Annotated in this window: 29 protein-coding genes and 1 riboswitch; of the genes, 16 read left to right on the top strand and 13 right to left on the bottom strand. The window is 67.6% G+C overall.

The annotated features are described in order from the left end of the window. Nucleotides 1-16 precede the first annotated feature (16 nt). Nucleotides 17-319, bottom strand: a complete 303-nt coding sequence (locus ABUE31_RS06575; protein WP_367722729.1) for a BolA family protein — start codon at nt 317-319, stop codon at nt 17-19. Nucleotides 320-474: 155 nt separating this feature from the next. On the opposite strand from ABUE31_RS06575, the gene ABUE31_RS06570 reads away from it, so the two are divergent. The 4 genes from ABUE31_RS06570 (at nt 475) to ABUE31_RS06555 (ending at nt 5,164) form a co-directional block, all read left to right on the top strand. Next, the gene (locus tag ABUE31_RS06570; protein WP_367723573.1) at nt 475-1,092 is read left to right on the top strand and encodes a J domain-containing protein; all 618 of its coding nucleotides are present in this window, start codon (nt 475-477) and stop codon (nt 1,090-1,092) included. Nucleotides 1,093-1,162: 70 nt separating this feature from the next. Then, nucleotides 1,163-2,149, top strand: a complete 987-nt coding sequence (gene cobS / locus ABUE31_RS06565; protein WP_367722728.1) for a cobaltochelatase subunit CobS — start codon at nt 1,163-1,165, stop codon at nt 2,147-2,149. A gap of 58 nt (nt 2,150-2,207) precedes the next feature. Further along, a complete protein-coding gene (cobT, locus tag ABUE31_RS06560) occupies nt 2,208-4,106 on the top strand; it encodes a cobaltochelatase subunit CobT (RefSeq protein ID WP_367722727.1) in 1,899 nt (632 codons plus the stop codon). Then, the gene (locus tag ABUE31_RS06555) at nt 4,103-5,164 is read left to right on the top strand and encodes an esterase-like activity of phytase family protein (RefSeq protein WP_437344082.1); all 1,062 of its coding nucleotides are present in this window, start codon (nt 4,103-4,105) and stop codon (nt 5,162-5,164) included. Before cobT ends, ABUE31_RS06555 begins: the two co-directional genes overlap by 4 nt. Nucleotides 5,165-5,182: 18 nt before the next feature. On the opposite strand, the gene ABUE31_RS06550 is transcribed toward ABUE31_RS06555, so the two are convergent. Both ABUE31_RS06550 and rpmB read right to left on the bottom strand, forming a co-directional pair. Beyond that, entirely contained in the window at nt 5,183-5,869 is a 687-nt protein-coding gene (locus ABUE31_RS06550) for a queuosine precursor transporter (protein WP_367722726.1), read from the bottom strand. A 57-nt stretch (nt 5,870-5,926) separates the two neighbouring features. Then, nucleotides 5,927-6,220 carry a 50S ribosomal protein L28 gene (gene rpmB, locus ABUE31_RS06545; RefSeq protein WP_367722725.1) on the bottom strand — a complete coding sequence of 98 codons (294 nt, stop codon included), beginning with the start codon at nt 6,218-6,220 and terminating at the stop codon, nt 5,927-5,929. Between the two features lie 242 nt (nt 6,221-6,462). On the opposite strand from rpmB, the gene ABUE31_RS06540 reads away from it, so the two are divergent. Both ABUE31_RS06540 and yddG read left to right on the top strand, forming a co-directional pair. Then, nucleotides 6,463-7,251, top strand: a complete 789-nt coding sequence (locus ABUE31_RS06540; RefSeq protein ID WP_367722724.1) for a DUF3108 domain-containing protein — start codon at nt 6,463-6,465, stop codon at nt 7,249-7,251. A 28-nt stretch (nt 7,252-7,279) separates the two neighbouring features. Further along, the gene (gene yddG / locus ABUE31_RS06535; RefSeq protein WP_367722723.1) at nt 7,280-8,164 is read left to right on the top strand and encodes an aromatic amino acid exporter YddG; all 885 of its coding nucleotides are present in this window, start codon (nt 7,280-7,282) and stop codon (nt 8,162-8,164) included. 4 nt (nt 8,165-8,168) lie between these two features. Here the strand turns inward: yddG and ABUE31_RS06530 are convergent, their stop codons facing one another. Further along, nucleotides 8,169-8,594 (bottom strand): cupin domain-containing protein, encoded by a 426-nt coding sequence (locus tag ABUE31_RS06530; RefSeq protein WP_367722722.1) that lies wholly within the window; start codon nt 8,592-8,594, stop codon nt 8,169-8,171. Nucleotides 8,595-8,598: 4 nt separating this feature from the next. Then, nucleotides 8,599-9,366, bottom strand: coding sequence for a hydroxyacylglutathione hydrolase (gene gloB, locus ABUE31_RS06525; protein ID WP_367722721.1), 768 nt, complete (start codon nt 9,364-9,366; stop codon nt 8,599-8,601). Nucleotides 9,367-9,475: 109 nt separating this feature from the next. Here gloB and ABUE31_RS06520 point away from each other — a divergent pair, with 109 nt between their 5' ends. Then, nucleotides 9,476-10,222, top strand: a complete 747-nt coding sequence (locus ABUE31_RS06520; RefSeq protein ID WP_367722720.1) for a class I SAM-dependent methyltransferase — start codon at nt 9,476-9,478, stop codon at nt 10,220-10,222. A 36-nt stretch (nt 10,223-10,258) separates the two neighbouring features. Here ABUE31_RS06520 and metA read toward each other — a convergent pair whose 3' ends face one another. Then, nucleotides 10,259-11,197: a homoserine O-acetyltransferase MetA gene (gene metA / locus ABUE31_RS06515; protein WP_367722719.1), complete on the bottom strand. Its 939-nt coding sequence runs from the start codon at nt 11,195-11,197 to the stop codon at nt 10,259-10,261. Nucleotides 11,198-11,241: 44 nt separating this feature from the next. Continuing rightward, a riboswitch (SAM riboswitch) is annotated at nt 11,242-11,319 on the bottom strand. A 132-nt stretch (nt 11,320-11,451) separates the two neighbouring features. Between metA and hisC the strand changes: the two genes are divergently transcribed. Continuing rightward, complete coding sequence (gene hisC / locus ABUE31_RS06510) at nt 11,452-12,561, top strand: histidinol-phosphate transaminase (protein WP_367722718.1); 1,110 nt, start codon at nt 11,452-11,454, stop codon at nt 12,559-12,561. Nucleotides 12,562-12,565: 4 nt separating this feature from the next. Continuing rightward, nucleotides 12,566-13,498: a prephenate/arogenate dehydrogenase family protein gene (locus ABUE31_RS06505; protein WP_367722717.1), complete on the top strand. Its 933-nt coding sequence runs from the start codon at nt 12,566-12,568 to the stop codon at nt 13,496-13,498. Here ABUE31_RS06505 and ABUE31_RS06500 read toward each other — a convergent pair. Both ABUE31_RS06500 and ABUE31_RS06495 read right to left on the bottom strand, forming a co-directional pair. Beyond that, the gene (locus tag ABUE31_RS06500; RefSeq protein ID WP_367722716.1) at nt 13,495-14,415 is read right to left on the bottom strand and encodes a PfkB family carbohydrate kinase; all 921 of its coding nucleotides are present in this window, start codon (nt 14,413-14,415) and stop codon (nt 13,495-13,497) included. The two genes, ABUE31_RS06505 and ABUE31_RS06500, sit on opposite strands and share 4 nt — an antisense overlap. 10 nt (nt 14,416-14,425) lie before the next feature. Then, complete coding sequence (locus tag ABUE31_RS06495) at nt 14,426-15,409, bottom strand: DUF2125 domain-containing protein (RefSeq protein ID WP_367722715.1); 984 nt, start codon at nt 15,407-15,409, stop codon at nt 14,426-14,428. A 106-nt stretch (nt 15,410-15,515) separates the two neighbouring features. On the opposite strand from ABUE31_RS06495, the gene ABUE31_RS06490 reads away from it, so the two are divergent. From ABUE31_RS06490 to ABUE31_RS06480, 3 genes are all read left to right on the top strand, one after another. Next, nucleotides 15,516-16,031 (top strand): gamma-glutamylcyclotransferase, encoded by a 516-nt coding sequence (locus ABUE31_RS06490; protein ID WP_367722714.1) that lies wholly within the window; start codon nt 15,516-15,518, stop codon nt 16,029-16,031. A 121-nt stretch (nt 16,032-16,152) separates the two neighbouring features. Then, complete coding sequence (locus ABUE31_RS06485; protein ID WP_437344081.1) at nt 16,153-16,488, top strand: aldo/keto reductase; 336 nt, start codon at nt 16,153-16,155, stop codon at nt 16,486-16,488. After that, entirely contained in the window at nt 16,457-17,356 is a 900-nt protein-coding gene (locus tag ABUE31_RS06480; RefSeq protein WP_367723569.1) for an aldo/keto reductase, read from the top strand. Before ABUE31_RS06485 ends, ABUE31_RS06480 begins: the two co-directional genes overlap by 32 nt. Nucleotides 17,357-17,360: 4 nt before the next feature. Here the strand turns inward: ABUE31_RS06480 and ABUE31_RS06475 are convergent, their stop codons facing one another. The 5 genes from ABUE31_RS06475 to ftsE all read right to left on the bottom strand — a co-directional run bounded on the left by ABUE31_RS06475 (nt 17,361) and on the right by ftsE (nt 21,990). After that, a complete protein-coding gene (locus tag ABUE31_RS06475) occupies nt 17,361-18,617 on the bottom strand; it encodes a CapA family protein (protein WP_367722713.1) in 1,257 nt (418 codons plus the stop codon). A gap of 25 nt (nt 18,618-18,642) precedes the next feature. Beyond that, nucleotides 18,643-19,458, bottom strand: a complete 816-nt coding sequence (locus ABUE31_RS06470) for a lysophospholipid acyltransferase family protein (RefSeq protein ID WP_367722712.1) — start codon at nt 19,456-19,458, stop codon at nt 18,643-18,645. A gap of 73 nt (nt 19,459-19,531) precedes the next feature. Next, nucleotides 19,532-20,254 (bottom strand): YdcF family protein, encoded by a 723-nt coding sequence (locus ABUE31_RS06465; protein ID WP_437344105.1) that lies wholly within the window; start codon nt 20,252-20,254, stop codon nt 19,532-19,534. A gap of 88 nt (nt 20,255-20,342) precedes the next feature. Continuing rightward, a complete protein-coding gene (locus ABUE31_RS06460; protein ID WP_367722710.1) occupies nt 20,343-21,338 on the bottom strand; it encodes a cell division protein FtsX in 996 nt (331 codons plus the stop codon). Beyond that, nucleotides 21,331-21,990 carry a cell division ATP-binding protein FtsE gene (ftsE, locus tag ABUE31_RS06455; protein WP_367723567.1) on the bottom strand — a complete coding sequence of 220 codons (660 nt, stop codon included), beginning with the start codon at nt 21,988-21,990 and terminating at the stop codon, nt 21,331-21,333. Before ftsE ends, ABUE31_RS06460 begins: the two co-directional genes overlap by 8 nt. A gap of 176 nt (nt 21,991-22,166) precedes the next feature. Here ftsE and ABUE31_RS06450 point away from each other — a divergent pair, with 176 nt between their 5' ends. The 4 genes from ABUE31_RS06450 to ABUE31_RS06435 all read left to right on the top strand — a co-directional run bounded on the left by ABUE31_RS06450 (nt 22,167) and on the right by ABUE31_RS06435 (nt 24,720). Further along, entirely contained in the window at nt 22,167-22,808 is a 642-nt protein-coding gene (locus ABUE31_RS06450; protein ID WP_367722709.1) for a hypothetical protein, read from the top strand. Nucleotides 22,809-22,818: 10 nt separating this feature from the next. Then, nucleotides 22,819-23,361 (top strand): hypoxanthine phosphoribosyltransferase, encoded by a 543-nt coding sequence (gene hpt, locus ABUE31_RS06445; RefSeq protein ID WP_367722708.1) that lies wholly within the window; start codon nt 22,819-22,821, stop codon nt 23,359-23,361. Nucleotides 23,362-23,366: 5 nt separating this feature from the next. Beyond that, nucleotides 23,367-24,008: a glutathione S-transferase family protein gene (locus ABUE31_RS06440; RefSeq protein ID WP_367722707.1), complete on the top strand. Its 642-nt coding sequence runs from the start codon at nt 23,367-23,369 to the stop codon at nt 24,006-24,008. 88 nt (nt 24,009-24,096) lie between these two features. Next, entirely contained in the window at nt 24,097-24,720 is a 624-nt protein-coding gene (locus tag ABUE31_RS06435) for a glutathione S-transferase family protein (protein ID WP_367722706.1), read from the top strand. The last annotated feature ends 15 nt before the right edge of the window (nt 24,721-24,735 follow it).

The raw sequence follows: 24,735 nt of genomic DNA, 5'->3' as shown, positions 1-24,735 counted from the left end.
CTCTCGTCCGGGCGGCTCACCAGCGCGTCTTTTCCCCGGGGGCGGCCGGTTCGATCGCCAGCGCATGCACCCCGCCCGCGAGTTCGTCCGCCAGCGCCGCATTCACGGCGCGGTGCCGCTCGATCCGGCTCATGCCCGCAAACAGGGGCGACACAAGGCGCACGCGGAAATGCGTCTCGCCTTCGCCGTCGAACTTGGCGTGATGCCCCGACTCGACGTGATGGTGGCCGGCGTGCAGGTGGCTTTCGTTGATCACCGAAAGCCGCTCCGGGCGGAATGCGCGGCTCAGCTTCTCTTCAATGCTTGTCTGTATCGACATCGGCGTCTCCACTGCCCATATAGGTCCGGCCACGGGCGACAGCGGTCACGAGATCGCGCGTCGGCGCAGGCCGGGTGATTTGTCCCGGTTGGGAATGTTTCCCGAAAATGTCAATTCTTGTATCGCCGGTGCGATGCGCCCATAACGGTCGCGAGATGAAGCCGTATCCGAAATATTTCGAGAAGATTCGGATCCGCCCCGACAAGGAGGCGGAGGTGAAGTCGCATGCGCCGATCTGCCAGTGGGACGGCTGCAAGGAGGCCGGCACGCACCGCGCGCCCGTCGGGCGGATGAAGGAAGGCGAGTATTTCCGGTTCTGCATCGACCACGTGCGCGAATACAACAAGGGTTTCAACTACTTCTCGGGCGTGCCGGATTCCGAGGTCGCGCGGTTCCAGCGGGAGGCGCTGACCGGCCACCGCCCGACCTGGACGATGGGCATGAACGGCGGCGCCCGCTCTTCGCCCGACATGGCGCAGATGCGGTCGGGCCGCGCCGGCTACTACAACCGCATGCGCGACCCCTTCAACCTGTTCAACGGCCCGCGGGACCACCGCCAGCCGCGCGAGCGCAAGGCAAAGCCGCTTGAGGCCAAGGCGCTGGAAACGCTTGGCCTTGACACAAAGGCGACTGGCGAGGCGATCAAGGCGCGCTATAAGGAACTCGTGAAGCGCCACCATCCCGACGCGAATGGCGGCGACAGGGGTTCTGAAGAACGGTTTCGCGATGTCCTGCAGGCCTATCGCGTGCTCAAACAAGCAGGTTTGTGCTAGGCACTGAGTCTGCTAAAGACGCCCCCGAACAAGATTGCATCTGCCGGCGCATGCGCCGCGTGAGGACGTTATGAACAAGGTCGACCGCGACATAGCCAACCTGCCCGACACCACGGTGTCGGTGAAGGACACATTCGGTTTCGAATCCAACATGGTGGTTCCCGCCTATTCGGCGGCCACCGAGCACGTGCCGGATCTCGACCCGGACTATTTGTTCGACCGACAGACCACGCTGGCCATCCTCGCGGGCTTCGCCTTCAACCGGCGCGTCATGGTCTCCGGCTATCACGGCACCGGCAAGTCGACGCATATCGAGCAGGTCGCCGCCCGGCTCAACTGGCCCTGCGTCCGCGTCAACCTCGATAGCCATGTCAGCCGCATCGACCTCGTCGGCAAGGACGCCATCGTCGTCAAGGAGGGCATGCAGGTCACCGAGTTCCGCGACGGCATCCTGCCCTGGGCCTACCAGCACAATGTCGCGCTCTGCTTCGACGAATACGATGCCGGGCGGCCGGACGTGATGTTCGTCATCCAGCGCGTGCTCGAATCCTCGGGCCGGCTGACGCTGCTCGACCAGTCCAGGGTCATCCGCCCGCATCCGGCCTTCCGCCTGTTCGCCACCGCCAACACGGTCGGCCTCGGCGACACCACCGGCCTCTATCACGGCACGCAGCAGATCAACCAGGCGCAGATGGACCGCTGGTCGATCGTCACCACGCTCAACTACCTGCCGCACGACAACGAAGTGTCGATCGTCCTCGCCAAGGCCAAGCACTACCGCGACGCCAAGGGCAAGGAGATCGTCAACAAGATGGTGCGCGTCGCCGACATGACGCGCCAGGCCTTCATCAACGGCGACCTGTCGACGGTCATGAGCCCGCGCACGGTGATCACCTGGGCCGAGAACGCGGAAATCTTCGGCGACGTCGGCATGGCCTTCCGGCTGACCTTCCTCAACAAGTGCGACGAACTGGAACGCTCGATCGTGGCGGAATTCTACCAGCGCGCCTTCGGCGAGGAACTGCCGGAATCCGCCGCCAACGTCGTCCTGGGATAAGCGGGGCGGGCGCAGTCCATGGCCTCATTTATGCGTTCTCCCGGAGGCGTGCTCTAGCATGGCCGGTCCCGGGGACAACACGCGCAACAAGCCGAAGAACGGCTCCGACACCGACGCGTTCAAGCGCGCGGTGACGGTCTGCATGCGCGCCATCTCCGGCGATAACGAACTTGAGGTCGGCTTCGCCAAGGACAAGCCGGCGCTGGCGGGCAACCGCGCGCGGCTGCCCGAACTGCCCAAGAAGCCGTCGCCGGCGGACGTCGCGGTGACGCGGGGCCTCGGCGATTCCATGGCGCTCAGGCGCGCCTGCCACGATATGCGCATCCATACCCGCTTTGCGCCCGAGGGAAAGCAGGCGCGCGCGGTGTTCGACGCCGTCGAGCAGGCTCGCGTCGAGGCGGTCGGCGCGCTCAGGATGACCGGCGTCGGCGACAACATCGGCCACATGCTCGAGGACAAGTACGCCAAGGCCAATCTGGCCGACGTGCGCGACCGCGAGGAGGCGCCGATCGAGGAGGCGCTGGCGCTGATGGTGCGCGAGAAGCTCACCGGCCGCCCGGCGCCGAGGAGCGGCCAGCGCGTCGTCGATCTCTGGCGCGACTGGGTCGAGGAAAAGGCCGGCGCCGACCTCGATCATCTGGCCGGCAACGTCGATGACCAGCAGGCCTTTGCGCGTGTCGTGCGCGAGATGCTCGCCTCCCTCGAGATGGCGCAGGACATCGGCGACGAGGAGAGTTCCGACGACGCCGAGGACAGCGAGGATCCGCAGCCGCAGGGCGAGGAGCAGAGCGAGGACGGCGGCGAGGACGATTCCGGCGCAGACCAGTCGCAATCCGAGGAGCAGGACGCTTCCTCGGAGGAGGAGCAGGCCGGCGAGATGGAAGCCGCCGACGCGACCTCCGACGAGTTCTCCGACGACGACGAGCCCGACGCCGAGACGCCGGGCGAAGCCAAGCGCAAGGACAACCCGTTCGCCGATCTGCCCAGGCAGGTCGACTACAAGGTCTTCACCACCGAGTTCGACGAGACGGTCGGGGCCGAGGAGCTCTGCGAGGAAGAGGAACTCGACCGGCTGCGCGCCTTCCTCGACAAGCAACTCGCCAACCTGCAGGGCGTGGTCGGGCGTCTCGCCAACCGCCTGCAGCGGCGGCTCATGGCGCAGCAGAACCGTTCCTGGGATTTCGACCTCGAAGAAGGGTATCTCGATCCGGCGCGCCTGGTGCGCGTCGTCATCGACCCGATGCAGCCCCTGTCCTTCAAGCAGGAGCGCGACACCAAGTTCCGCGACACCGTGGTGACGCTGGTGCTCGACAACTCGGGCTCGATGCGCGGGCGTCCGATAACGGTCGCAGCCACCTGCGCCGACATCCTGGCGCGCACGCTCGAGCGCTGCGGCGTCTCGGTCGAGATCCTCGGCTTCACCACCCGCGCCTGGAAGGGCGGGCAGGCGCGCGAGAAGTGGCTGAAGGACGGCAAGCCGGCCAATCCCGGCCGTCTCAACGACCTCCGGCACATCATCTACAAGAGCGCCGACGCACCGTGGCGGCGCGCCCGGCGCAATCTCGGCCTGATGATGCGCGAGGGCCTGCTCAAGGAGAACATCGACGGCGAGGCGCTTCTGTGGGCGCACCAGCGCCTGATCGCCCGGCCCGAGCAACGCAAGATCCTGATGATGATCTCGGACGGCGCGCCGGTCGACGATTCCACCCTGTCGGTCAACCCCGGCAACTATCTGGAGCGCCACCTGCGCGCCGTCATCGACCTGATCGAGACGCGTTCGCCGGTCGAGCTTCTCGCCATCGGCATCGGTCACGACGTGACGCGCTACTACCGTCGTGCGGTCACCATCGTGGACGCCGAGGAACTGGCCGGGGCGATGACCGAGCAGCTCGCATCGCTGTTCGGCGAGGAAAGCGCGCGCGACACGCGCCGCGGCGGCCTGAGGCGCGCCGGTTGAACGCGCTCCTGCGGCGCGGGCTGGCCTATGGGCTGTTCGCCGCGGCGGCGCTTGGGCCTGCGCTGTGGCTTACCGCGCATCAGCCGGTCAGGGCAGCCGCCGAGGGAGTCGAACGGCTAGAGGTTTCCGCGAGCCCGATCCGCCAGTTTCGCCTTGGCGTCGCGGGGACGCGTTTCGGGCCGCTCGAATTCGTCGGCGGCCTCGAGCTCTCCTCGGCATCGAGGGATTTCGGCGCGCTGTCCTCGTTCCGGTTCCTGACGCCGGGCGGGGATTTCGTCGGCGTGGCCGACACCGGTTTCTGGTTCTTCGGAACGATCGCGCGCGACGCCGATGGCCGCCCGACCGGCATCGAGAATTTCCGCATGCAGCAGATGTTCGACCGCGCGGGGCGCGTTTCGGACCGCAAGTGGGAAGTCGACGCCGAGAGCCTCGATGTCCGCGACGGGGTGGCGACGGTCGGCTTCGAACGCGACCACCGGATCGCCCGGTTCAAGCTCGATCCGGACGACATGAAGCCGGCGATCGGCGAGGTGGACTTCCTGATCCCGAAGCGGGAACTGAGGCAGAACCGCGGCTTCGAGACGGTGGCGCACGCGCCGCTGGACAGTCGCCAGAAGGGCGCGCTGGTGATCGTGTCCGAAAAGAGCCTCGACAAGCAAGGCAACATCTTCGCCGCGGTCATCGAGGGTCCTGAGAAGGGCATCTTCACGGTCAAGCGCCTCGGCGAGTTCGACGTCACCGACGGCGCCTTCCTGCCGGGCGGCGACCTGCTCCTGCTCGAGCGCAGCTTCTCCATGGCCACCGGCGTCAAGATGCGGCTGCGCCGCATCGCCGGCGAGACGATCGCCAAGGGGGCCGTCGCCGACGGACCGGTCCTCTTCGAGGCCGACATGGGCTACCAGATCGACAACATGGAAGGGCTCGACGTCTGGACCCGCGCCGACGGCGCGCTGGTCGTCTCCATCATCTCGGACGACAACCACTCGATCCTGCAGCGCAATCTCTACCTGGAATTCGTCCTGCACGACGAGCCGCATGAGCAGGCGAGCGACGGCTAGCGCCGTTTCGGGGATGCGTCAGCCGGCCGGCGCCGCCAGCGGCTGTGTCCACCGCGCGGCGATCAGCCGGTAGGGGATGAGCGCGAAGACGGCGATCAGGAGCTTCACGGTCAGGTCGCCGAGCGCCCAGGAGACCCAGCGCGCGGTCTCGCCCGGCAGGAAGCCGAGAAGCGGGGCGCTTTCGAGCGCAAAGGCGTCGTTCGGGCCGACGAAGGCGAAGGCGGCCGAGAAGGCGACGCTGAAGAAGATCGCCGTATCCAGCACCGACCCGGCCAGCGAGCCGAACACCGGCGCACGCCACCAGGACTGCCTGCGCAGCCAGTTGAACACCGTGACGTCGAGCAGCTGCGCCGTCAGGAAGGCGGCGCCGGATGCGACAGCGATGCGCACCAGCCGGTTCGCCGCCGTCTCGAAGCCGATCCAGTCGTAGCGGAACAGCAGCGGAGGAACGACGATCGAGCAGGTCACCGCCAGCATGAAGCCGACAAAGACGATCCGCCGCGCGACGGCCGGCCCGTAGCGCCGGTTGGCGAGGTCGGTGACGAGGAAGGCGAACGGGTAGGTGAAGGCGCCCCAGGTCAGGATGTCGGCGAGTTGCAGGCCGCCGACCTCGCCGTCGACCGGGAACTGGACAAGCACGTTCGAGGCCACGACGACGAGCGCCATGGCGGCCACGAAAGGCACATAGGAGGAGAGCCGAGGCATTTTTTTATCCTGGGTGATGGAACCAGCCGGCGGCCGAAGCCGCCGCGAAACGCACGATCAGGCGACCTGTTCGGCGGCCTTCTTGGCGATCTGCTTCTTCAGCAGTCGGGCGCGCTGCGAAAGTTCGGCGGCGTCCGCCTTGGCGAGGAACGCGTCGAGACCGCCGCGATGCTCGACCGAGCGGAGCGCGTTCGCCGAGATGCGCAGGCGAACGTTCTGGTTCAGCGCTTCCGACATCAGCGTCACATTGACCAGATTCGGCAGGAAGCGGCGCTTGGTCTTGTTGTTGGCATGGCTGACATTGTTGCCAGTCAGGACGGCCTTGCCGGTCAATTCGCACATACGGGACATTTTTCGTACCTTCAGGTCTTCAACAGCCACGAAGCGGCGCACCGGAATGCTGGCACGCAGTCGCTGCAGGCGGCCTTATGGAAAAGTCGGCGTTCCATAGTGGGAATTCACTCCCGCGTCAAGCTGACCGGGACGCTTGCCCGCGCGCCGCTTCCGTTCCACATAATGGCCGGATTTCGCGCCAACATGCCGGCATCGCCGTTCACCCGGGACATGGCGCCGGATTTCGCAGCGAGACCGCGATGCTTCGAGCCTTTCGCATCCTGACCACCCTGCCGGCCGCGCTTGCGCTGCTGGTGCTGCCGTCCCACGCGGAAGGGCCGGTCTACCGGGGCGAGTACACGCTGTCCTTTCTCGGCCTGACGGTGGCGCGCGTCGATTTCGACAGCCGCATCGACCGCGAGGGCTACTCGATCCGCGGCAAGGCCACAAGCGCCGGGCTCGGCGCCTTCTTCTACGACACCCGCGGGACGCTGACCGCGACCGGCCGCTTCAAGGATCGCGTGCAGGCCGACGCCTTCCGCGCCGACTACCGCTACAACGACAAGCCGACGCTGGTCGCCATCGGCTTTTCCGATGGAAACGTCGTCGAGGTGGTCAACGATCCGCCGCTGAAACGGCGCAAGAACTGGGTGCCGATCGGCCCCGACGACCTCAAGGCGACCGTCGATCCGATCGCCGCCACGCTGGTCAAGGCGGACCGGCTCGAGGACGTCTGCAAGGGCGGCGCCCGCATGTTCGACGGCGAGTTGCGCGCCGATCTGACGCTCTCCTTCATGAGCACCGGCCGGATGTCGGTCAAGGGCTTCGACGGCCCGACCGTCACCTGCAGGCTCAAGTTCACGCCGACGGCCGGCTATCGCAAGGGCCGCCGTTCGCTTGAATATCTCAGCACCAAGAGCCGCATCGTCGTGACATTTGCCCAGATCGGCGAAACCGGTGTATACGCGCCGATCTTCGCGACGATCGGCACCCAGGTCGGCACGATCACGGTGCGCGCGCGGCGATTGGAAGCTGGCAAGGCGTCTTGAGCCCTGAGGGCATGCGCCGGAGGTTCGGATGGCGCGCGCGACCCTTATCGGTTTTTCTGCGATCGCGATGTGGGCGCTTCTGGCGCTGCTCACCGATGCGTCCGGCCAGACGCCGCCCTTCCTGCTTTCGGCCATGACCTTCGCCATCGGCACGGCCGTGGGCATCGTCGCCCGGCTCCTGTCGCCGCCGTCGGGACCGAGGCAGCCTGTACCCGTGCAGGTCTGGATCATCGGCATCGGCGGGCTGTTCGGCTACCACTTCTTCTATTTCACGGCACTGCGCAACGCGCCGGCCGTCGAGGCGAGCCTGATCGCCTATCTCTGGCCGCTGCTGATCGTGCTCGGGTCGGCGCTGATGCCCGGCGAGCGGCTGCGCTGGTTCCATGTCGGCGGCGCCCTGCTCGGGCTTGCAGGAGCCGCGCTGATCGTGACGCGGGGCGGCGGGCTGGCCTTCGAAAGCCGCTATGCCTTCGGCTACGCGATGGCCGGCGTCTGCGCCGTTCTGTGGTCCGGCTATTCCCTGCTGTCGCGCCGGTTTCCGGCCGTTCCGACGAGCACGGTCACGTGGTTCTGCGCCGCGACCTCCCTGCTTTCGCTTCTCTGCCACTTCCTGCTCGAGGAGACGGTGCTGCCGGCCACGTCGGGCCAATGGCTCGCTGTCCTCGCGCTTGGCCTGATGCCGGTCGGCGCGGCCTTCTATGTCTGGGACATCGGGGTCAAGCGCGGCAACATCCAGGTGCTCGGGGCGGCCAGCTACGCTGCGCCGCTCCTGTCGACGCTGGTGCTGATCGCGGCCGGTGTCGCCGAGCCCTCGATGCGCATCCTTGCCGCCTGCCTGCTCATCACCGCGGGTGCCGTTCTTGCGGCCAAGTCGATGCTGTTCCAGCGAAGGCCCGCCCGCCAGCCGGCCTGAACCGCTAGGCGTCGGGCCGCCATCCCTCAGGCGCCATTTCGAACTCTGCAAAATCGAAACCGGGGGCGACGGTGCAGCCGACCAACGTCCAGTCGCCCAGGCTTTGCGCCGTCTGCCACCGGCCGGCCGGAACCACCACCTGCGGGCGTTCGCCGCGCTGGAGGTCGATGCCCAGCACCGAGGCTGTCGTGCCGCCCGCGCCGTCGGCGATCCGGATCTCGAGCGGCGCGCCGGCATGGAAATGCCAGACCTCGGCGGCGTCCCGGACGCGGTGCCAGGCCGAGACGTCGCCGTGCTCCAGCAGGAAGTAGATCGCCGTCGAATGACCGCGCCCGCCGTCCTTCCCGTTGTCGCGGAAGGTCTCGACATACCAGCCGCCTTCGGGATGGCGGGTCATGCCGAGGGCGGCGATGATGTCGGCGGCCGTCATGCGGCTAGAAGTTGTCCTTGCGCTTGCGGATTTCGGCGAAGACCTCGGCGTCGGTCGCCTTTTCCATCCCCAGGTTGCGGCGGATGGCCGGGTCGTGCCAGCGCAGGAAGGGATTGGTCGCCAGTTCCTCCGCGAGCGTCGTCGGCAGCGTCGGCTTGCCGGCTGCGCGCAGCTTCTCCACCTTCGCCGCCCGCTCCTTGAGCGCGGAATTGGTCGGGTCGATGGTCAGCGCGAAGCGCGCGTTGGAGAGCGTGTATTCGTGGCCGCAGTAGAGCGTGGTGGCCGCAGGCAGTTCGACCAGCTTGATCAGCGAATGGAACATCACCGGCGCCGGCTTCTCCAGGAGCCGGCCGCAGCCCATGGCGAACAGCGTGTCGGCGACGAAGGCGACGTGCGACTTCGGCAGGTAGTAGCAGATGTGCCCTGCCGTGTGCCCGGGCGTCTCGATGATCTCGACCGGCTGGCCGGCGAATTCGAACTTCGATCCTTCCGACAGTTCGACGTCGATCCCGGGGATCTTGGACGCCTCCGCCTTCGGTCCCACGATCTTGAGGCCGAACCGCTTCTTCAGAGCCAGGTTCGCCTCGACGTGGTCCGGGTGGTGATGCGTGGTCATGATCACGCTCGGCGTCCATCCGGTGCGTTCGATCGCCGCCAGGATGGCCCTTTCTTCGGGGGCGTCGATCAGCGCCGTCTCGCCGCTCACGGGGTCGTGGACGAGAACGCCGAAATTGTCCTCCCGGCACATGAACTGGTCGATCTGCAAGGCCATATCAAGAACTCCAATCTGTTGCGCGCAAGATAGGGCGGCGGTCCAGCCTTGTCATCACGCGGCGGTGACGCGGCTTCAATATTCCATGGCGAGCCGCTAGGGTCGCGGCATGAATTCGGACATCGTCGATCTCAGGTCGTTCTACTCCTCGCTGCTCGGCCGGCTGGCCGAGCGGTCGATCGCCATGGCCATTTCGTCCGTCTGGCCGAAGCTCCCCAACGAGCGCCTGGTCGGCCTCGGCTACACATTGCCCTGGCTCGACCGCTTCGGCGTCGATACCGAGCGCGCGTTTGCCTTCATGCCGGCGACACAGGGCGCCGTCGTCTGGCCGCCGGGCGGGCCCTCGGCGACGGCGCTGGTGTTCGACGAGGAACTGCCGCTGGTCGATTCCTCGATCGACCGCATGCTGCTCGTGCATTCGCTCGAGCACGCCGAAAGCCCGCGCGAGACGCTGAAGGAGGTCTGGCGGGTGCTGTCGCCCAACGGGCGCGTGGTCATCGTGGTGCCCAACCGCCGCGGCGTCTGGGCGCGCTTCGAGCACACGCCCTTCGGCACCGGCAGGCCGTTCTCGCGCGGCCAGCTCAACGAATTGCTGCGCGACGCCAACTTCACGCCGTCCGCCTGGTCGGAAGCGCTGCTGTTCCCGCCGTCCAAGCGCCGCTTCATGATGCGCTTCCACAACATCCTGGAAAGCAGCGGCCGCCGCTTCTGGCCGATCTTTTCGGGCGTCGTCGTCGTCGAGGCGCAAAAGCGCATCTACCAGGGTCTGCCGGTTGCCAAACGGGCTTCGCGCCGCGTGTTCGTGCCGGTCCTCTCGCCGCAGGGCGCCGCGACGCGCAGCCGGTCCGACGGCTGATCTGCGGTCCGGAACTGCTTTCCCGCCGCGGTCAGGTCACGACAGAGCGAGCGCCGGGCGCTGGCCGATGCCCTCGAGATCGAAGGACGTCGTCTGGTAGACCTGGTTGATCCAATTGCCGAACAGCAGATGCGCGTGGGAGCGCCAGCGGTTGAGCGGCGGCCGTCGCGGGTCGTCATCCGGGTAGTAGCCGTGCGGCACCGCGATCGGCGAGCCGGCGGCCACGTCGCGGTCGTACTCTTCCTTCAGCGACGTCGAATCGTATTCGATGTGGTTGAACATGTAGAGCCGGTTGCCCGTCTTCTCGGCGACCAGGCAGGGGCCGGTCGCGTCCGATTCCATCAGCAGTTCGAGGTTTGCCTCAGCGCGGATGTCGGCCGATCTCACTTCCGTCCAGCGCGAAACCGGAATGGCGAAATCGTCGGAGAAGCCGGCGAGGTAGGGCGAGGCCGGGGCATTGTTGCTGTGCCGGAAGACGCCGAAGGCCTTCTTGTCGAGCGTATACTTGGGGATGCGGTGGAAACGCCAGGCGGCCGCCATCGCGCCCCAGCAGATGAAGAAGGACGAATGCACGTTGGACGCCGTCCAGTCGAGGATCCGCGTCAGCTCGTTCCAGTAGGTGACCTCCTCGAACGGCAGCAGCTCGATCGGCGCGCCGGTGACGATGAAGCCGTCGAACTTGCGGTCGGCGACCTCCTCCCAGGTCTGGTAGAAGGAGATCAGGTGTTCCTCGGAGGTGTTCTTGGCCTTGTGGCCGCCGATGCGCACCAGCGTCAGCTCGACCTGCAGCGGCGATGCGCCGATCAGGCGGGCGAACTGGGTCTCCGTGCGGATCTTGTTGGGCATCAGGTTCAGGAGCCCGATCTGCAAAGGCCGGATGTCCTGCCTGAGCGCGGTGCGCTCGTCCATCACCGAGACGCCCTCCCGCAGGAGGATTTCGTGCGCGGGCAGCAGATCGGGTATCTTGATCGGCATCGCAAACTCCAAAACAAAAAACCGGCCTTGCTCGCGCAAAAGCCGGTTCCGACGCAACGGCCCTTTAGCGAGTTGTTTAACGTGGCTGCAAGCCGACCGGCCAAATCACCACGGTGTCCGACCGGTTATCTAAGCCCGGCGAGCCCCGACGTCAACGGTCGCAGCCATGGCGACCCTGCGGCAGTCTCGACATTCGCGGCCGCGGCCTGTATTCCGCAGCGGTCCTCAAGACCGAGGCTTTCCGGATCCGCATCATGACCAAGGCAACCGATCTTTCCCGTCCCCAGCCGCGCGCCGGCATCCTGGATATCGAGGCCTACGTGCCCGGCAAGAGCGGCGCGCACGGGGCTGCCAAGGTCCACAAGCTCTCTTCCAACGAGAATCCGCTCGGCTCGTCGCCGCAGGTCGTCGCCGCCGTGCGCGACGTCGCCGACAGGCTCGAATTCTACCCGGACGGCGCCGCCACCCGGCTGCGCGAGGCAATCGGCCAGGCGCATGGGCTGAACCCCGCCAACATCGTCTGCTCCAACGGGTCGGACGAGGTGCTCGGCCTGCTCGCCCAGGCCTACCTGTCGGCCGGCGACGAGGCGATCTTCACCGAGCACGGCTTCCTCGTCTACAAGATCTACATCCAGGCCGCCGGCGCAGTGCCGGTTTCGGTCAAGGAGACGCAGGAGCGCGCCGACGTCGACGCCATCCTGGCCGCCGTGACGGCGAAGACGAAGATCGTCTTCCTCGCCAATCCGAACAATCCGACCGGCACCTACATTCCCTTCGAGGAAGTGCGCCGCCTGCATGCCGGCCTGCCCGCGCACGTGTTGCTGGTGCTCGACGCCGCCTACGCCGAATATGTCCGCCGCAACGACTACGAGGCCGGCGTCGAACTCGTCGGCAACGCGCAGAACGTCGTGATGACGCGCACCTTCTCCAAGATCCACGGGCTGGGCGGCCTGCGTATCGGCTGGATGTACGCGCCGGCGCATGTCATCGACGTCATCAACCGCATGCGCGGTCCCTTCAACGTCAATGCGGCGGCCATCGAGGCCGGCGTTGCCGCCATGAAGGACCGCGCCCATGTCGAGCGCACCGTCGTCCACAACGACCGCTGGCTGGCCTGGCTGAACGAGGAACTGCCGAAGCTCGGCCTGCGCGTCACGCCGAGCGTCGGCAATTTCGTGCTCGTCCATTTCCCCGCCGACGAAAAGCACTCGGCGGCGAACGCCGACGCCTGGCTGTCGCAGCGCGGGTTCATCCTGCGCCGCGTCGCCGCCTACGGCTTCCCCAACGCCCTGCGCATGACGGTAGGCACCGAGGAGGCCAATCGCGGCGTCGTCTCGGCGCTCGCCGAGTTCCTGAAAAGCTGACGCCATGGCCGAGCCGCTGTTCGACAAGATCGCCCTCATCGGCATCGGCCTGATCGGGTCGTCGCTGGCGCGGAAAATCCGCCGCGAGACGCTGGCCCGCCATGTCGCGATCTCGACGCGCAGCGCGGAGACGCTGGCGCGCGCGCGCGAACTGGATCTCGGCGACAGCTACACCACCGATGCGGCGGAGGCGGCGAGGGACGCCGACCTCGTCATCGTCTCGGTCCCCGTCGGCTCGTCCGGCGCCGTCGCGCAGGAGATCGCGCCGGCGTTGAAGAAAGGCGCCATCCTCACCGATGTCGGCTCGACCAAGGCGTCCGTCATCGCGCAGATGGCGCCGCACGTGCCCGAAGGCGTGCATTTCATCCCCGGCCACCCGCTGGCCGGCACGGAGAAGTCGGGGCCAGACTCCGGCTTCGCCGAGCTGTTCGAGAATCGCTGGTGCATCTTCACCCCGCTTCCCGACACCGATCCCCAGGCGCTGGAGACGCTCTCGGCGTTCTGGCGGCGATGCGGCTCCAACATCGACACGATGGACGCCGAGCACCATGACAAGACGCTCGCCATCGTTTCGCACCTGCCGCACATCATCGCCTACAACATCGTCGGCACCGCGGACGACCTCGAGACGGTGACGAAAAGCGAAGTCATCAAATATTCGGCCTCGGGCTTTCGCGATTTCACGCGTCTCGCCGCATCCGACCCGACCATGTGGCGCGACGTCTGCCTGCACAACAAGGATGCCATCCTCGAGATGCTGGCGCGGTTTTCCGAAGATCTCGCCTCGCTGCAGCGGGCGATCCGCTGGGGCGAGGGCGACAAGCTGTTCGACCTGTTCACGCGAACCCGCGCTGTCCGCCGCTCGATCATCGAGGCCGGCCAGGATATCGACCAGCCGGACTTTGGCCGCCAGGCCGTGGAGCATCCGAAAGCCTAGCCGGCCGTCCCCCAGGTTTCCTCGACCAGCGCCAGCGTCTCGGCCCGGCCGGGTGCTCCGAGCCGCCCGCCGAACCGGGTGCACTTGATGGCCGCGGCGGCGCTGGCGAGGCGCAGGGCGGCTTCCGGCTGCATCCCCTCGGCGAGGCCGACCGCGAAGCCGCCATGGAAGACGTCGCCCGCGGCCAGCGTGTCGATGGCGGTCACCCTGGGCGCCGCTACATGGCGCACCATGTCCGATCCCTTGTCCCGCCACCATGTCCCGGCGGCGCCGGCGGTCACCGCCACGAAGACGCCAGCGCGTCCGGCGATGGCAGCGCAGGCGGCTTGCGGCGGCAGCGCGCCGCACAGGATTCGCGCCGCCTGCTCCGACGCGACGACATGGGTCGCCATCGGAATCAGCCGCTCCAGCACCTCGCGCGGCGCCGTGTCCGCATCGAGGATCGCCGCGCGGCCGGCATCGCGCGCACCTGTCAGCGCAAGAGCCGCGGCGCCCGGCCAGCGCACGTCGGCAAGCACCGCGTCGAAGCGTCCGATGTCCATCGGCAGGGCCACCGGATCGGCCTGCGTCACCGGATCGTAATAGGGCACGATCACGCGCTCGCCGGCGTCGTCGATGATCACAGCCGAGATCGCCGAACGCCCGCCGGCCACGCGGCGCACCAGGCTGCAGTTTACGCCGTCCGCCGCGATGCCGGAGATCAGCTGTTCGCCGGCAGCGTCGTCGCCGGCGCTCGCCCAGAGCCATGCGTCGGCGCCCAGCCGCTGCGCCGCGCAGGCGGCGCTCGCCGCCATTCCGGACGCGATCGTCATGCCGCCGGACGCGACGAACTTGCCCTGCTCGCGCGGCAGGGTGTCGACCTTGAGAATCGTGTCGAGGGTGAGCGCGCCGACGCTCAGCAGGGTTGCCCGTCGCATCGCAACCGGCTCAATAGGCGGGAACGTCGCCGAGCTTGAAGAAGGCAAGCTTGGCCTCGCCGCGCTCGATCACCAGCGGCAGCGTCGGGTCGTTGCCCATGAAGGTCAGCGCCGACGCCACGTTGCGGATTTCCCGGCGCTTCTCGGGGAAGGTCTTCGTCAGGATCGCCGACAGCTTCTGCGGATCGCGCACCGTCAGCTTGAGGTTGGCGTCGATCAGGCCGTCCTGGCCGATGGCGAAGGTGCCGTTGACGGTGAAGCCGGCGTTGCTTTCGAGGTTCAGCGAGGCGTCGCGGATGACGCCGGAACGCCCGCGCAGGTCCTTGGGCTGCAGGCCGCGCAGGCTGGCGCCGTCGTTGATGGTCAGGTCGTACTGGCCTGAAAGCTCCGGCACCGCCCGTCCCTCCGCCAGCGCGGGGTCGAGCGTCAGGCCGTGGAATGTGCTGGCGAGGTCGAGGTCCGGTCCGTTCGGCCTCAGATGGGTCTCGAACGCGCCGACTGTCGCCAGCGGCTCTCCGCCGGCCGTGCTGGCGGCAAGGTTGCCGCCCTCGATCGAGACGCGCTCCGGCAGCGGCCGCGCCCAGCGCACGCTCGCCCGCAGTTTGTCCCAGTTCAGGTTCAGCGGGCCGCTGTTGGGCGTCGCCAGCGTCGCTGGTCCGTCCAGTTCGGCGATGAAGCGCAGCGGGTCGTAGATCTGCCCGACCGTGCGAAGGTTGCCGGCCGTCAGCCCGATTGCCTCGTCGGCGTTGGCATAGGCGACCCGGTCGCAGAAGACGCCGAGCCGGAACGGGAAGCCGCGCGCGACGGGATTCTCGCATTCGACGGTCACGCCGTCGCGGTTGGCGTCGGCGATTGTCGACTTGGCGCGCTCGACCATCCTGTCGGCCAGGTAGAACCAGCCTGCGCTGTAGCCGCCGAACAGGACGACGACGAAAACGGCGAGCCAAAGGATGCGGCGGCCGTAGTTCGGCGTTCTGTCATCCGTGTCGGTCATCGGCGTCCCCGCTTTTTCTGCCTTGTCCGGTTCGACGGCTATGCACGGCGCGGAATCATGCGCTAACGCTGTGCCTGCAGTCCCAAACGGACACTGGCTTGGCGATATGGGCGATTTTTGGGTCTTTGGCTATGGTTCGCTGATGTGGCGGCCGGGTTTTGCGCATACCGAGACGCGCCGCGCGCGCCTGTTCGGCTTCCGCCGCTCGCTCTGCGTGTCGTCCTTCGTCTATCGCGGCACGCCCGAGCGGCGCGGCCTGGTGCTTGGGCTGGATCGCGGCGGCTCCTGCGTCGGACTGGCGTTCCGCGTGCCGGGCGAACTGCGCGACGAGGCGCTCGCCTATCTGCGCGACCGCGAGCTCGTCACCAGCGTCTATCTGGAGCGAACGGTGCCGGTGCGGCTCGACGGTGGCGCGGTGGTGGACGCCGTGACCTATGTCGTCGATCGGCTGCACGAACAGTATGCCGGCGCCCTCGACGAAATGACGGCGGCCGGCATCGTCTCCGGTGCGGCCGGCACGGCGGGTCCCAACGAGGAATATGTGCTGAACACGATCGAGCATCTGAGGGCGCTGGGAATCCGCGACCACTGGCTGGAGGAAGTCGGCCGCCGGGTGTCCTGAAACCCAGTCCGCCCGCGGCAAGCACAAAAATCGCCCTGCCGGTTTGAATTCGGCGCCGCTCGCCACTAGCTTCCCGGCGGGCCGATCGACGGCCGCTGATCGACGACCATGGAGAACTGCCGTGCAGAAACGACGCCTGGGTGGAACCGACCTCGAAATCGCGCCGCTGGTTCTGGGCGGCAACGTCTTCGGCTGGACGGCTGACGAGAAGACGTCCTTCGACATTCTCGACCGGTTCGTCGATGCCGGCTTCAACGCGATCGATACGGCCGACGCCTATTCGCGGTGGGTGCCCGGCAACAAGGGCGGCGAATCGGAGACCATCATCGGCAACTGGATGAGGAGCCGGGGCAACCGCGACAAGGTGGTCGTCATCACCAAGGTCGGCTCCGACATGGGGCAGGGCAGGAAAGACCTGTCCGCANCTGGGCGGCAACGTCTTCGGCTGGACGGCTGACGAGAAGACGTCCTTCGACATTCTCGACCGGTTCGTCGGCGCCGGCTTCAACGCGATCGATACGGCCGACGCCTATTCGCGGTGGGCGCCCGGTAACGAGGGCGGCGAATCGGAGACCATCATCGGCAACTGGATGAAGAGCCGGGGCAACCGCGAAAAGGTGGTCGTCATCACCAAGGTCGGCTCCGACATGGGGCAGGGCAGGAAAGACCTGTCCGCAGCCTACATCGCCAAGGCGGTGGAGGATTCGCTGCGTCGGCTCCAGGTCGACGCGATCGATCTCTATCTTTCGCACTGGCCGGACCCGGCGACGCCCTACGAGGAGACCCTGTCCGCCTATGACAGGCTGATCAAGGCCGGCAAGGTTCGCAGCATCGGCGCGTCGAACCTCGACGCCGGCCAGCTCGACGCCGCGCTCCGCACCGCCAGCCTGAGGAAGCTGCCGCGCTACGAGGTGCTGCAGCCGGAATACAATCTCTACGACCGCTCGTCCTACGACGGTCCGCTGCGCGACCTCTGCATGCGCGAGGGCATCGGCGTCATCACCTATTTCAGCCTCGCCAAGGGGTTCCTCTCCGGAAAGTACCGCAGCGCGGCGGATCTCGGCAAAAGCCCGCGCGGGGAAGGCGTCGCGCACTATCTCGACGACAGGGGCATGCGCATCCTCGCCGCCCTCGATGCGGTCGGCGCCCGGCATGGCGCAAAGCCCGCCGAGGTGGCGCTCGCCTGGGTCATCGCGCGGCCCGGCGTCACCGCGCCGATCGCCAGCGCCACGACCGTCGAACAGACCGATAGCCTGGTCCGCGCCGCCGCGCTTGCGCTGAGCGCCGGCGACATCGAGGTGCTGGACCGGGCGAGCGCGCCGTAGGCGCCTACGCCGGCTCCACGATCCCCTCGTTGAGGGCCGCGTCGTAGCGGACGATCGTGCCGCGCCTGCGCGAAAGCGCGGCGATTTCCTCGATGATCTTCCGCCCGAGTCGCGCGTCAGCCAGCCTCGGGCGACCCCGGATTTCGGCGTCTGCGTCGAACTGCAGGTCGAGGGGCAGGAGCCGGATGCGTTCGATCCTGCGGCCGTCGAACTGCAGCACGGCGGCGACCGCCTCGAATGTCTTCCGCTTGCTGCCGAGGCCCGTGCCGCGCTCCCAGATCGGCCAGAGGTCGCGCACCGTCGCCTCGGGTCCAAGGCCGAATGCCTCGTACATCTCGGAGGGAAACCGGGTGATCCGGTGCGGCTGGTAGACGAAGTCTCCGAGCGAATAGAAGATCGGCTTGCCGGCATGGAACTCGATCGCCCGCACTTCATGCGGTCCCTGCACGAAGACGACGTCGGCGCCGCGTTCGATGGCCCGGTGCGCGAATCGCCGCAGCCATGACCGCTGGATGTGCGCATGGATCGAGGCGATGGTCACGTCGGCCTGCGCGGCCGCCGAACCGATCGCCTCGAGGTTGGCCTCGAGGTCGGCCGGCAGCACCGTGTGGCGGAAAAGATCGAGCCGCGCCTGGTCTGCCGCGAGCACGCGCAGGCCGAAGAAGCGAGCGGTGCGGCCCTGCGCGAGCTGCCTGCCGAAGCGTCCGGGCAGGCGGGCGGCGACGCTTGCCGGCAGGGTCGCGGCGATCCTCTTGGTCGGCCTGAGCGGGTTGAGGCCGGGGCGGCCGTGCATGTCGGGTCGCGAGGCCGAAGCGCGCCCGTAGGGAACGAAGGTCGAGGCCATCGACACGAGCCCGACCGTTCCGGCGTCGCTGCCAAAGAAGGCGGGCGCCCGCGCGGCCTGCAGGTCCCGGCCGGTTCCGGCGAGCGCCAGTCCCGCCTCGGCGACATGCTCCAGCGTCTCCAGAACGCCGGCGCTGCCATAGTCGAAGGCGTGGTTGTTGGCGCAGGCCAGCATGTCGATGCCGGCCCATTTCAGTTCGGTGGCGATCGCCGGCGGCGAAACCATGTAGGTTCCGCCGCATTCCGGCTGGGCATAGCCCGTTTGCTGGTGGATCACGGTTTCGAGGTTGACGACGGTGACGGCTGCGGCGCGCATCTCGGCGACCAGGCGCAGGAAGGCGGGATCGTCGATCTCGGACCAGGGTTCGGTGAGCATGGCGTCGCCGCCCAGGAAGATCGACGGTCCGGCTTTCGGCATGCTCGGCCTCTCCGTCGCCCGTTTCCTAGGTGGCGTCGCCGCCTGCGCTGACCTGTCTCGCCGCCTCGATTTCGGCCAGTCGCTTGACCGCCGTCGGCGGCAGCGGCGGCGGGTTCGGCGCCCGCGCGGCCTCGACCAGGAGTTCGTCGCAGGCAGCCTCGGTCTCGGCGATCAGCCGGCGCATGAACTCGTTCTTGTCCAGCCCGGCGGGGATCGGCGGCAGGAAGCGCGCGTGGATCGTGCCGGGAAACCGCAGGAACTTGCGGCGCGGCCAGTAGAGCCCGGCGACATGCGCGACCGGAACGACCGGCAGGCCGAGCTGCGCATAGAGCTCGACGATGCCGTATTTGTAGGCCGGTTCGTCGCCCGGCGCGCGTCGCGTGCCCTCGGGATAGATGATCAGCTGGCGGGGATTGCGCGCGAGTTCCGCCTTTGTCGCCGCGACGACGGATTTCAGCGCCCTGGCGCGGCTGCCCCGATGCACCGGGATCAGTCGCTGCTTCATGATGTACCAGCCGAAGAAGGGGATCCAGGTCAGCTCCCGCTTGAGGATGTAGAGCGGGTCTTCGAGATAGGGGAAGAAGGCGATCGCGTCCCAGAACGACTGGTGCTTCGGCGCCAGGATGAAGGAGCCGGACGGCAGGTTCTCCAGGCCACGGATGTCGCTCTTGGTCGCGGCGATCTTGTCGTAGAGCCAGAGGCAGCTTCGCGACCAGAACTTCGGCACGAACCAGGCCTTCAGGCGCGGCGCGAGGAAATAGTACGGCGTCCAGAAGATCATCTGGGCGATGAGGTTCACGTAGAAGGCGAAATTGAACGCCAGCGAACGGATGTAGAGCATGCGCGCGGCCCGGTGAGAAAGCCGCAATTCGTTACACCAGAAGGCCGCAAAAAGGAAACCGGCGTCGACAGTCTCAGTCGGTCGCATCCGCGGGCGCGCTGACGACGGTCATGTCGCCCTCATCGGCCGGCCGCTGCGGCAGCAGCCCGCGCACCAGCGCGACCAGGTACTTGCCGTATTCCGTGAACAGCACGCGCAGCGCCTCGGGCCGGACCATCCACTCGCCCTTGTCCAGGTTGGCGTTGACCACGGGGTAGGGGTCGAGTTGTTCGCGGTCCAGCAGCCGGCCGAGCTCCAGCAGGCTGCGCGGCATGTGGTAGTTGTTGGTGACCAGGATGACGCGCCGGTAGTCGTGGGTGCGCACCCATTTGACGCTTTCCTCGGCGTTGCCGATCGTGTCGAGCGCGGCGCGGTCGATATCGACGCAGCAGGCGAACAGCGCGTCGTCGCCGCCGGTCGCGGCCTGCAGCGACTTGCGGCTGGTGGAGGGATGCACGCCGCTGATCAGAAGCCGCTCGCCCTTGCCCGACTTCAGGAGGTCGAGCGCCGCGTCCAGCCGGGCCTGGCCGCCCGTCAGCACGATGATGGCGTCGGCCGCTTCGGGGTCGTCAGGGGTCGACAGCTGGCTGACATGGGTGGCGAAGAGCGCAAAACCGCCAAATACCAGGATGCATGCCGGGGTCACGGCCTTCGCGGCCGCGCGCAACAGTGCCGCAAGCCCCCGGCCGATCAAACCAAATCCCGTGCCGCGTCCAGGTCCCGAGCCGGACGCGTCGTCGAACCGATGTCCCTTCATCGCCGGCATGAGTAGCGCTGAATTGCGGCGTTGTGTAGAAGCCATCGCTGTTTGCCCGCGCAGGTTATCCCCAGTTGCCTCCGCCGCCTCAGCCCTGGTCGGTCTGGCGTGTCTCGATATCGGTCAGGTAGGCGACGACGGTGGCGTGCGAGGTCGCCGCGGTCAGCACGCCGACCAGGAGCACGATGAGCGCTACGCCGGCGTAGCCGCTGAGGCCGATCGCGAAGTTGCCGAACAGGGCTGTCGCCTGGTCCGCCTGCGGCGTCGCCAGGTTGCGGGCCGACCAGAACGACACCACGATGAACACGGCGATCGCCGCAAGCCCGCCGCCGGCGGCTCCCTTCATGCCGGTGGCCAGGAAATGGCGCCGGAACTCCCGGGCGATGAACCGCGCCTCGGCGCCGACGAAATGCAGCACTTCGATGATGTGGCCGTTGCCGGCCATGGCGCCGCGCGTGGCGAACACCACCGACAGCACGGTCGCCGTCAGCATCAGCGCCAGCGCCGCGATGCCGATCGTCACCGTGGTGCGCGCCATGGTCACCAGCCGGTCGACCCATGTGCGGTGGTCGTCGAGCGAAGCCTGCGGCAGTTCGGCGGTGATCGCCTCGCCCAGGCGCGCGAAGTTCGGCGGATAGTCCTCGTTGATCGTCACGATGACGAGGCGCGGCACGGGCAGTTCGTCGATGTCCAGGCCGCTTCCGAGCCAGGGCGCCAGCAGCCGCGCCGTCGCTTCCCGGTCGACGATGCGCGCGCCGGTGATGCCGGGGAAGCCGCTGGCGATCTCCGCCGCCCTTTCCAGCGACGCCTCCATGTCGAGCCCTTCGGCGGGCTTGATCTGGATCGTCGCCTCCCGCGAGATCTGGCTCTCCCAGACGGCAGCGGTGTCGCGAACCAGCGTCACCGCGCCGAGCGTCAGGCACGACAGGAACGTCATGATGGCGATCACCGACACCAGCGCGCGTCCGGCCACGTTCTGCGCCGGGACGATCGGTGCCATGCGCCGCTTCGCGCGCCGCACGCCGCCTTCGCCCTCGGCGATGCCGTCTTCGGTGAAACTCGCGCCGACAGCCGTCTCAGTCATAGATGTCGAGCCTTCCGCCGGACAGGATCATGCGCCGGGCGTCGACCTGCTCCATCAGGCCGAGGTCGTGGGTGGCGATCACCACCGCGGTTCCCAGCCGGTTCAGCTCGATGAACAGCCGCAGCAGCCGCCGCGCCAGCGGCGGGTCGACGTTGCCTGTCGGTTCGTCGGCAAGAAGGATTTCCGGCTGCTCGATCAGCGCCCTTGCGATTGCCGCGCGCTGCTTCTCGCCGCCCGAGAGGACCGGGGGCAGGACGTGCATGCGTTCGCCCAGCCCCACCCATTTCAGCAGTTCCTCGACGTCGTTGCGGTAGCTCGCCTCCTCGCGGCCGCGCACCCTGAGCGGCAGCGCCACGTTCTCGTAGGTGGTCATGTGGTCGAGCAGGCGGAAATCCTGGAACACGACGCCGATGCGCCGGCGGATGTGCGGCAGCTCGCGCCGGCTGATTCGCGACCGGTCCTTGCCGAACACGGAAATCAGCCCGCGCGTCGGCTTGAGCGACAGGAACAGCAGCCGCAGCAGCGATGTCTTGCCGGCGCCCGACGGCCCGCTCAGGAACTGGAACGATCGCGCGGGGATGTCGAAGGAGAGGTCGCGGAGGATTTCCGCGCCCATTCCGTATCGCAGCCCGACATTCTCAAAACGGATCAATTGCTGGAAAACCTCGATTGCGGCCACGCCTGGCGGGCCGTCCGGCTATGCTCGACCATCGGTCCGGTATGGTTAACCAAAGCTTAAAATTCCTCCCGAATCGGGCTTGCGTTGCGAAGCGTTAACCATTTCCGTTTACCCGCGTAGGACTCGGGTTCCAAGGGATGGTCCGCCGGATGGCTGACGAGGTGAAGCCACGCGCCGTTTCCGGCGAAATCATGACCGGCGCCGGGTTCGGCGCCGAGGCCCGCGCGACGCCCGCCGACGATGTCATCGACGCCGACTTCATCAGCCTCCCTGCCGCAGCCGCCCATGCCGGGCCGGCGACGCGCGCACCGGTGTCCGCTCCGGCTCCGGTCGCTCCGCCCGCCGGCCGCATGGACATGCTGCGGGGAGGGGGTGCGCGGGAACCCCGGAGCAGGGGCCCCGGCGGACCGTTGTTCTGGACGACCGGCATAGCCCTTGTCGTCGCGGCGTTCTGGGTTTCGGGCGGGCATGCGCTTTTGCGCGACGGCGCTTTCGCCGGCGCCGGGCAGTCGGGCAGCGCGCTGCGCATCTCCGGCGTCACCTCGCGCGTCGAGACCTCCGGCGTCCGGCCGCTGCTGCTGATCGACGGCGAAGCCGCCAATGACGGGCGCTCGACCGAACACCTGCCACCGCTGGAGATCGCGGTCACCGGAAATGACGGCCTCGTCACGCGCTACAGGCTGGGGACATCCGGCCGCCCGCTGGCGCCCGGCGAAACATTCGCCTTTTCCAGCCGCCTCGATGCCCCTAAGAACGGGGTGAAGACCGTTTCGGTCAGCTTCGCGGAATAGGGTTCAGCGCATGCCGGTGGTCAGGGGCAAGGACATCGAGGTTCTTTTTTCGGCGTCGGCGATCGCCCGGCGCAACCTGGAACTCGCCAAGGAGATCGCGGGCAAGGACTATCACGACCTGCTCGTCATCTCGGTCCTGAAGGGCTCCTTCATCTTCGCGGCCGACCTCATCCGGGCGATGCACGACGCCGGCCTGTCGCCGGAGGTCGAGTTCATCTTCATCTCGAGCTACGGCGCCGGCACCACCAGCGGCGAGGTCAGGGTGCTGCGCGACATCGACAACGAGGTCGCCGGCCGCGACGTGCTGCTCATCGACGACATCCTGGAATCGGGCAAGACGCTGACCTTCGCGCGCGACCTGATGATGTCGCGCGGCGCGCGCAGCTGTTCGATCGCCGTGCTGCTCGACAAGCGGATGCGCCGCCAGACGGCGCTGAACGCCGACTATGTCGGCTTCGACTGTCCCGACTATTTCGTCGTCGGCTACGGCATGGACGTCGCGCATGCGTTCCGCGAGCTGCCGTTCGTCGGCATCGTCAAGGGCGACGCCTGACCGCCATGCCCGTCGAACTGCATGGCTACCGCTACAGCGTGTACCTGCGGATCGTCGCGATGGCGCTGCTCGAGAAGGGTGTTGCCTGGACGCATGTCGAGGTGAACCCCTTCGTCTCGCCGGTGCCGCCTGCCTATCTGGCCCTCCACCCGTTCGGCCGCGTGCCGACGCTCGTCCATGACGGGTTCGTCCTCTACGAGACGACGGCGATCGCGCGCTATGTCGACGAGGCGTTTGCCGGTTCGTCGCTGCAGCCCCGGGATCCGAGGGAGCGGGCGCGCATGAACCAGGTCATCGCGGTCGCCGATTCCTATGCCTACTGGCCGCTGGTACGGCAGGTCTTCGCCCAGCGCGTGTTCGCACCGGCCTCGGGCAGGGCGCCCGACGAGGCGATGATCGCGGAAGGCGTCGAGCGGTCCGCCGCCGTCCTGCGGGCGCTGGACGGCCTGGCTTCCGGCGGTCCGCATCTGGTCGCCGGGTCGCTGTCGCTCGCCGACCTGCATCTGGGGGCGATGATGGCCTATTTCACGATGGCCCCTGAAGGCGGTTCGGCGCTCGCGGGCCACGCCAGGCTGTCGGCGTGGTGGCGCGCCTTCTCCGCGTCGGCCACGCTCAGCCGCAGCGATCCCGGCCTGCCGTCGCCCTGATCCCGAGCGCGCTGTCGCCGGTACTCCTGACAGAAAGCTGTCAGGAGCCGTCTGCTACTGGTGGAGCATGGCCGGACAGGAGATCGCCATGCTTGCCTTCTACCACGCTCCCTGGTCGCGCAGTTCCACCGTCTTCTGGCTGCTGGAGGAATTGGGCGTCCCCTATGAGCTGAAGCTCGTCGATATCCGCGCCGCGGCGGGCGTGGCGGAAGACTACCGCGCCATCCAGCCCAACAAGAAGGTGCCGGCCATCGTGCACGACGGAACCGTCGTGACCGAGCGCGCGGCGATTTCGATCTACCTCTCGGAAACCTTCGGCGAGGCCGGCCTCGCGCCGAAGCCCGGCGACCGCGACCGTGCCGCGTTCCTGTCCTGGCTGGTCTATGCCGACGCCGTTTTCGATCCGGTTCTCGCCGTCAGGGCGCATGGCTGGGACTACGTGCCGAGCCGCTTCTCCTTCGGCTCCTACGAAGACATGGTGCGGCACCTGGAAAGGACGCTGTCGTCGCGGCCCTACATCGCGGGCGACCGGTTCACCGCAGCCGACACCCAGGTCGGAGGCGCGATCGGATACGCCATGACAGCGCTTGGGCAACTGGCCGACAGCCCGGTTCTGAAGGACTACGCCGACCGGCTGACGGAACGCCCCGCCTACAAGCGCTTCGCGCAGAAGGATTTCGAGCTAGCCAAGGCAGCCGGCATGGCCGGTTGACCGCCGGCCGGGCGC

The sequence above is a fragment of the Mesorhizobium marinum genome (assembly GCF_040813675.1).
GTDB lineage: Bacteria > Pseudomonadota > Alphaproteobacteria > Rhizobiales > Rhizobiaceae > Mesorhizobium_K > Mesorhizobium_K marinum.
This window is presented reverse-complemented; position numbering and strand designations above follow the sequence as displayed.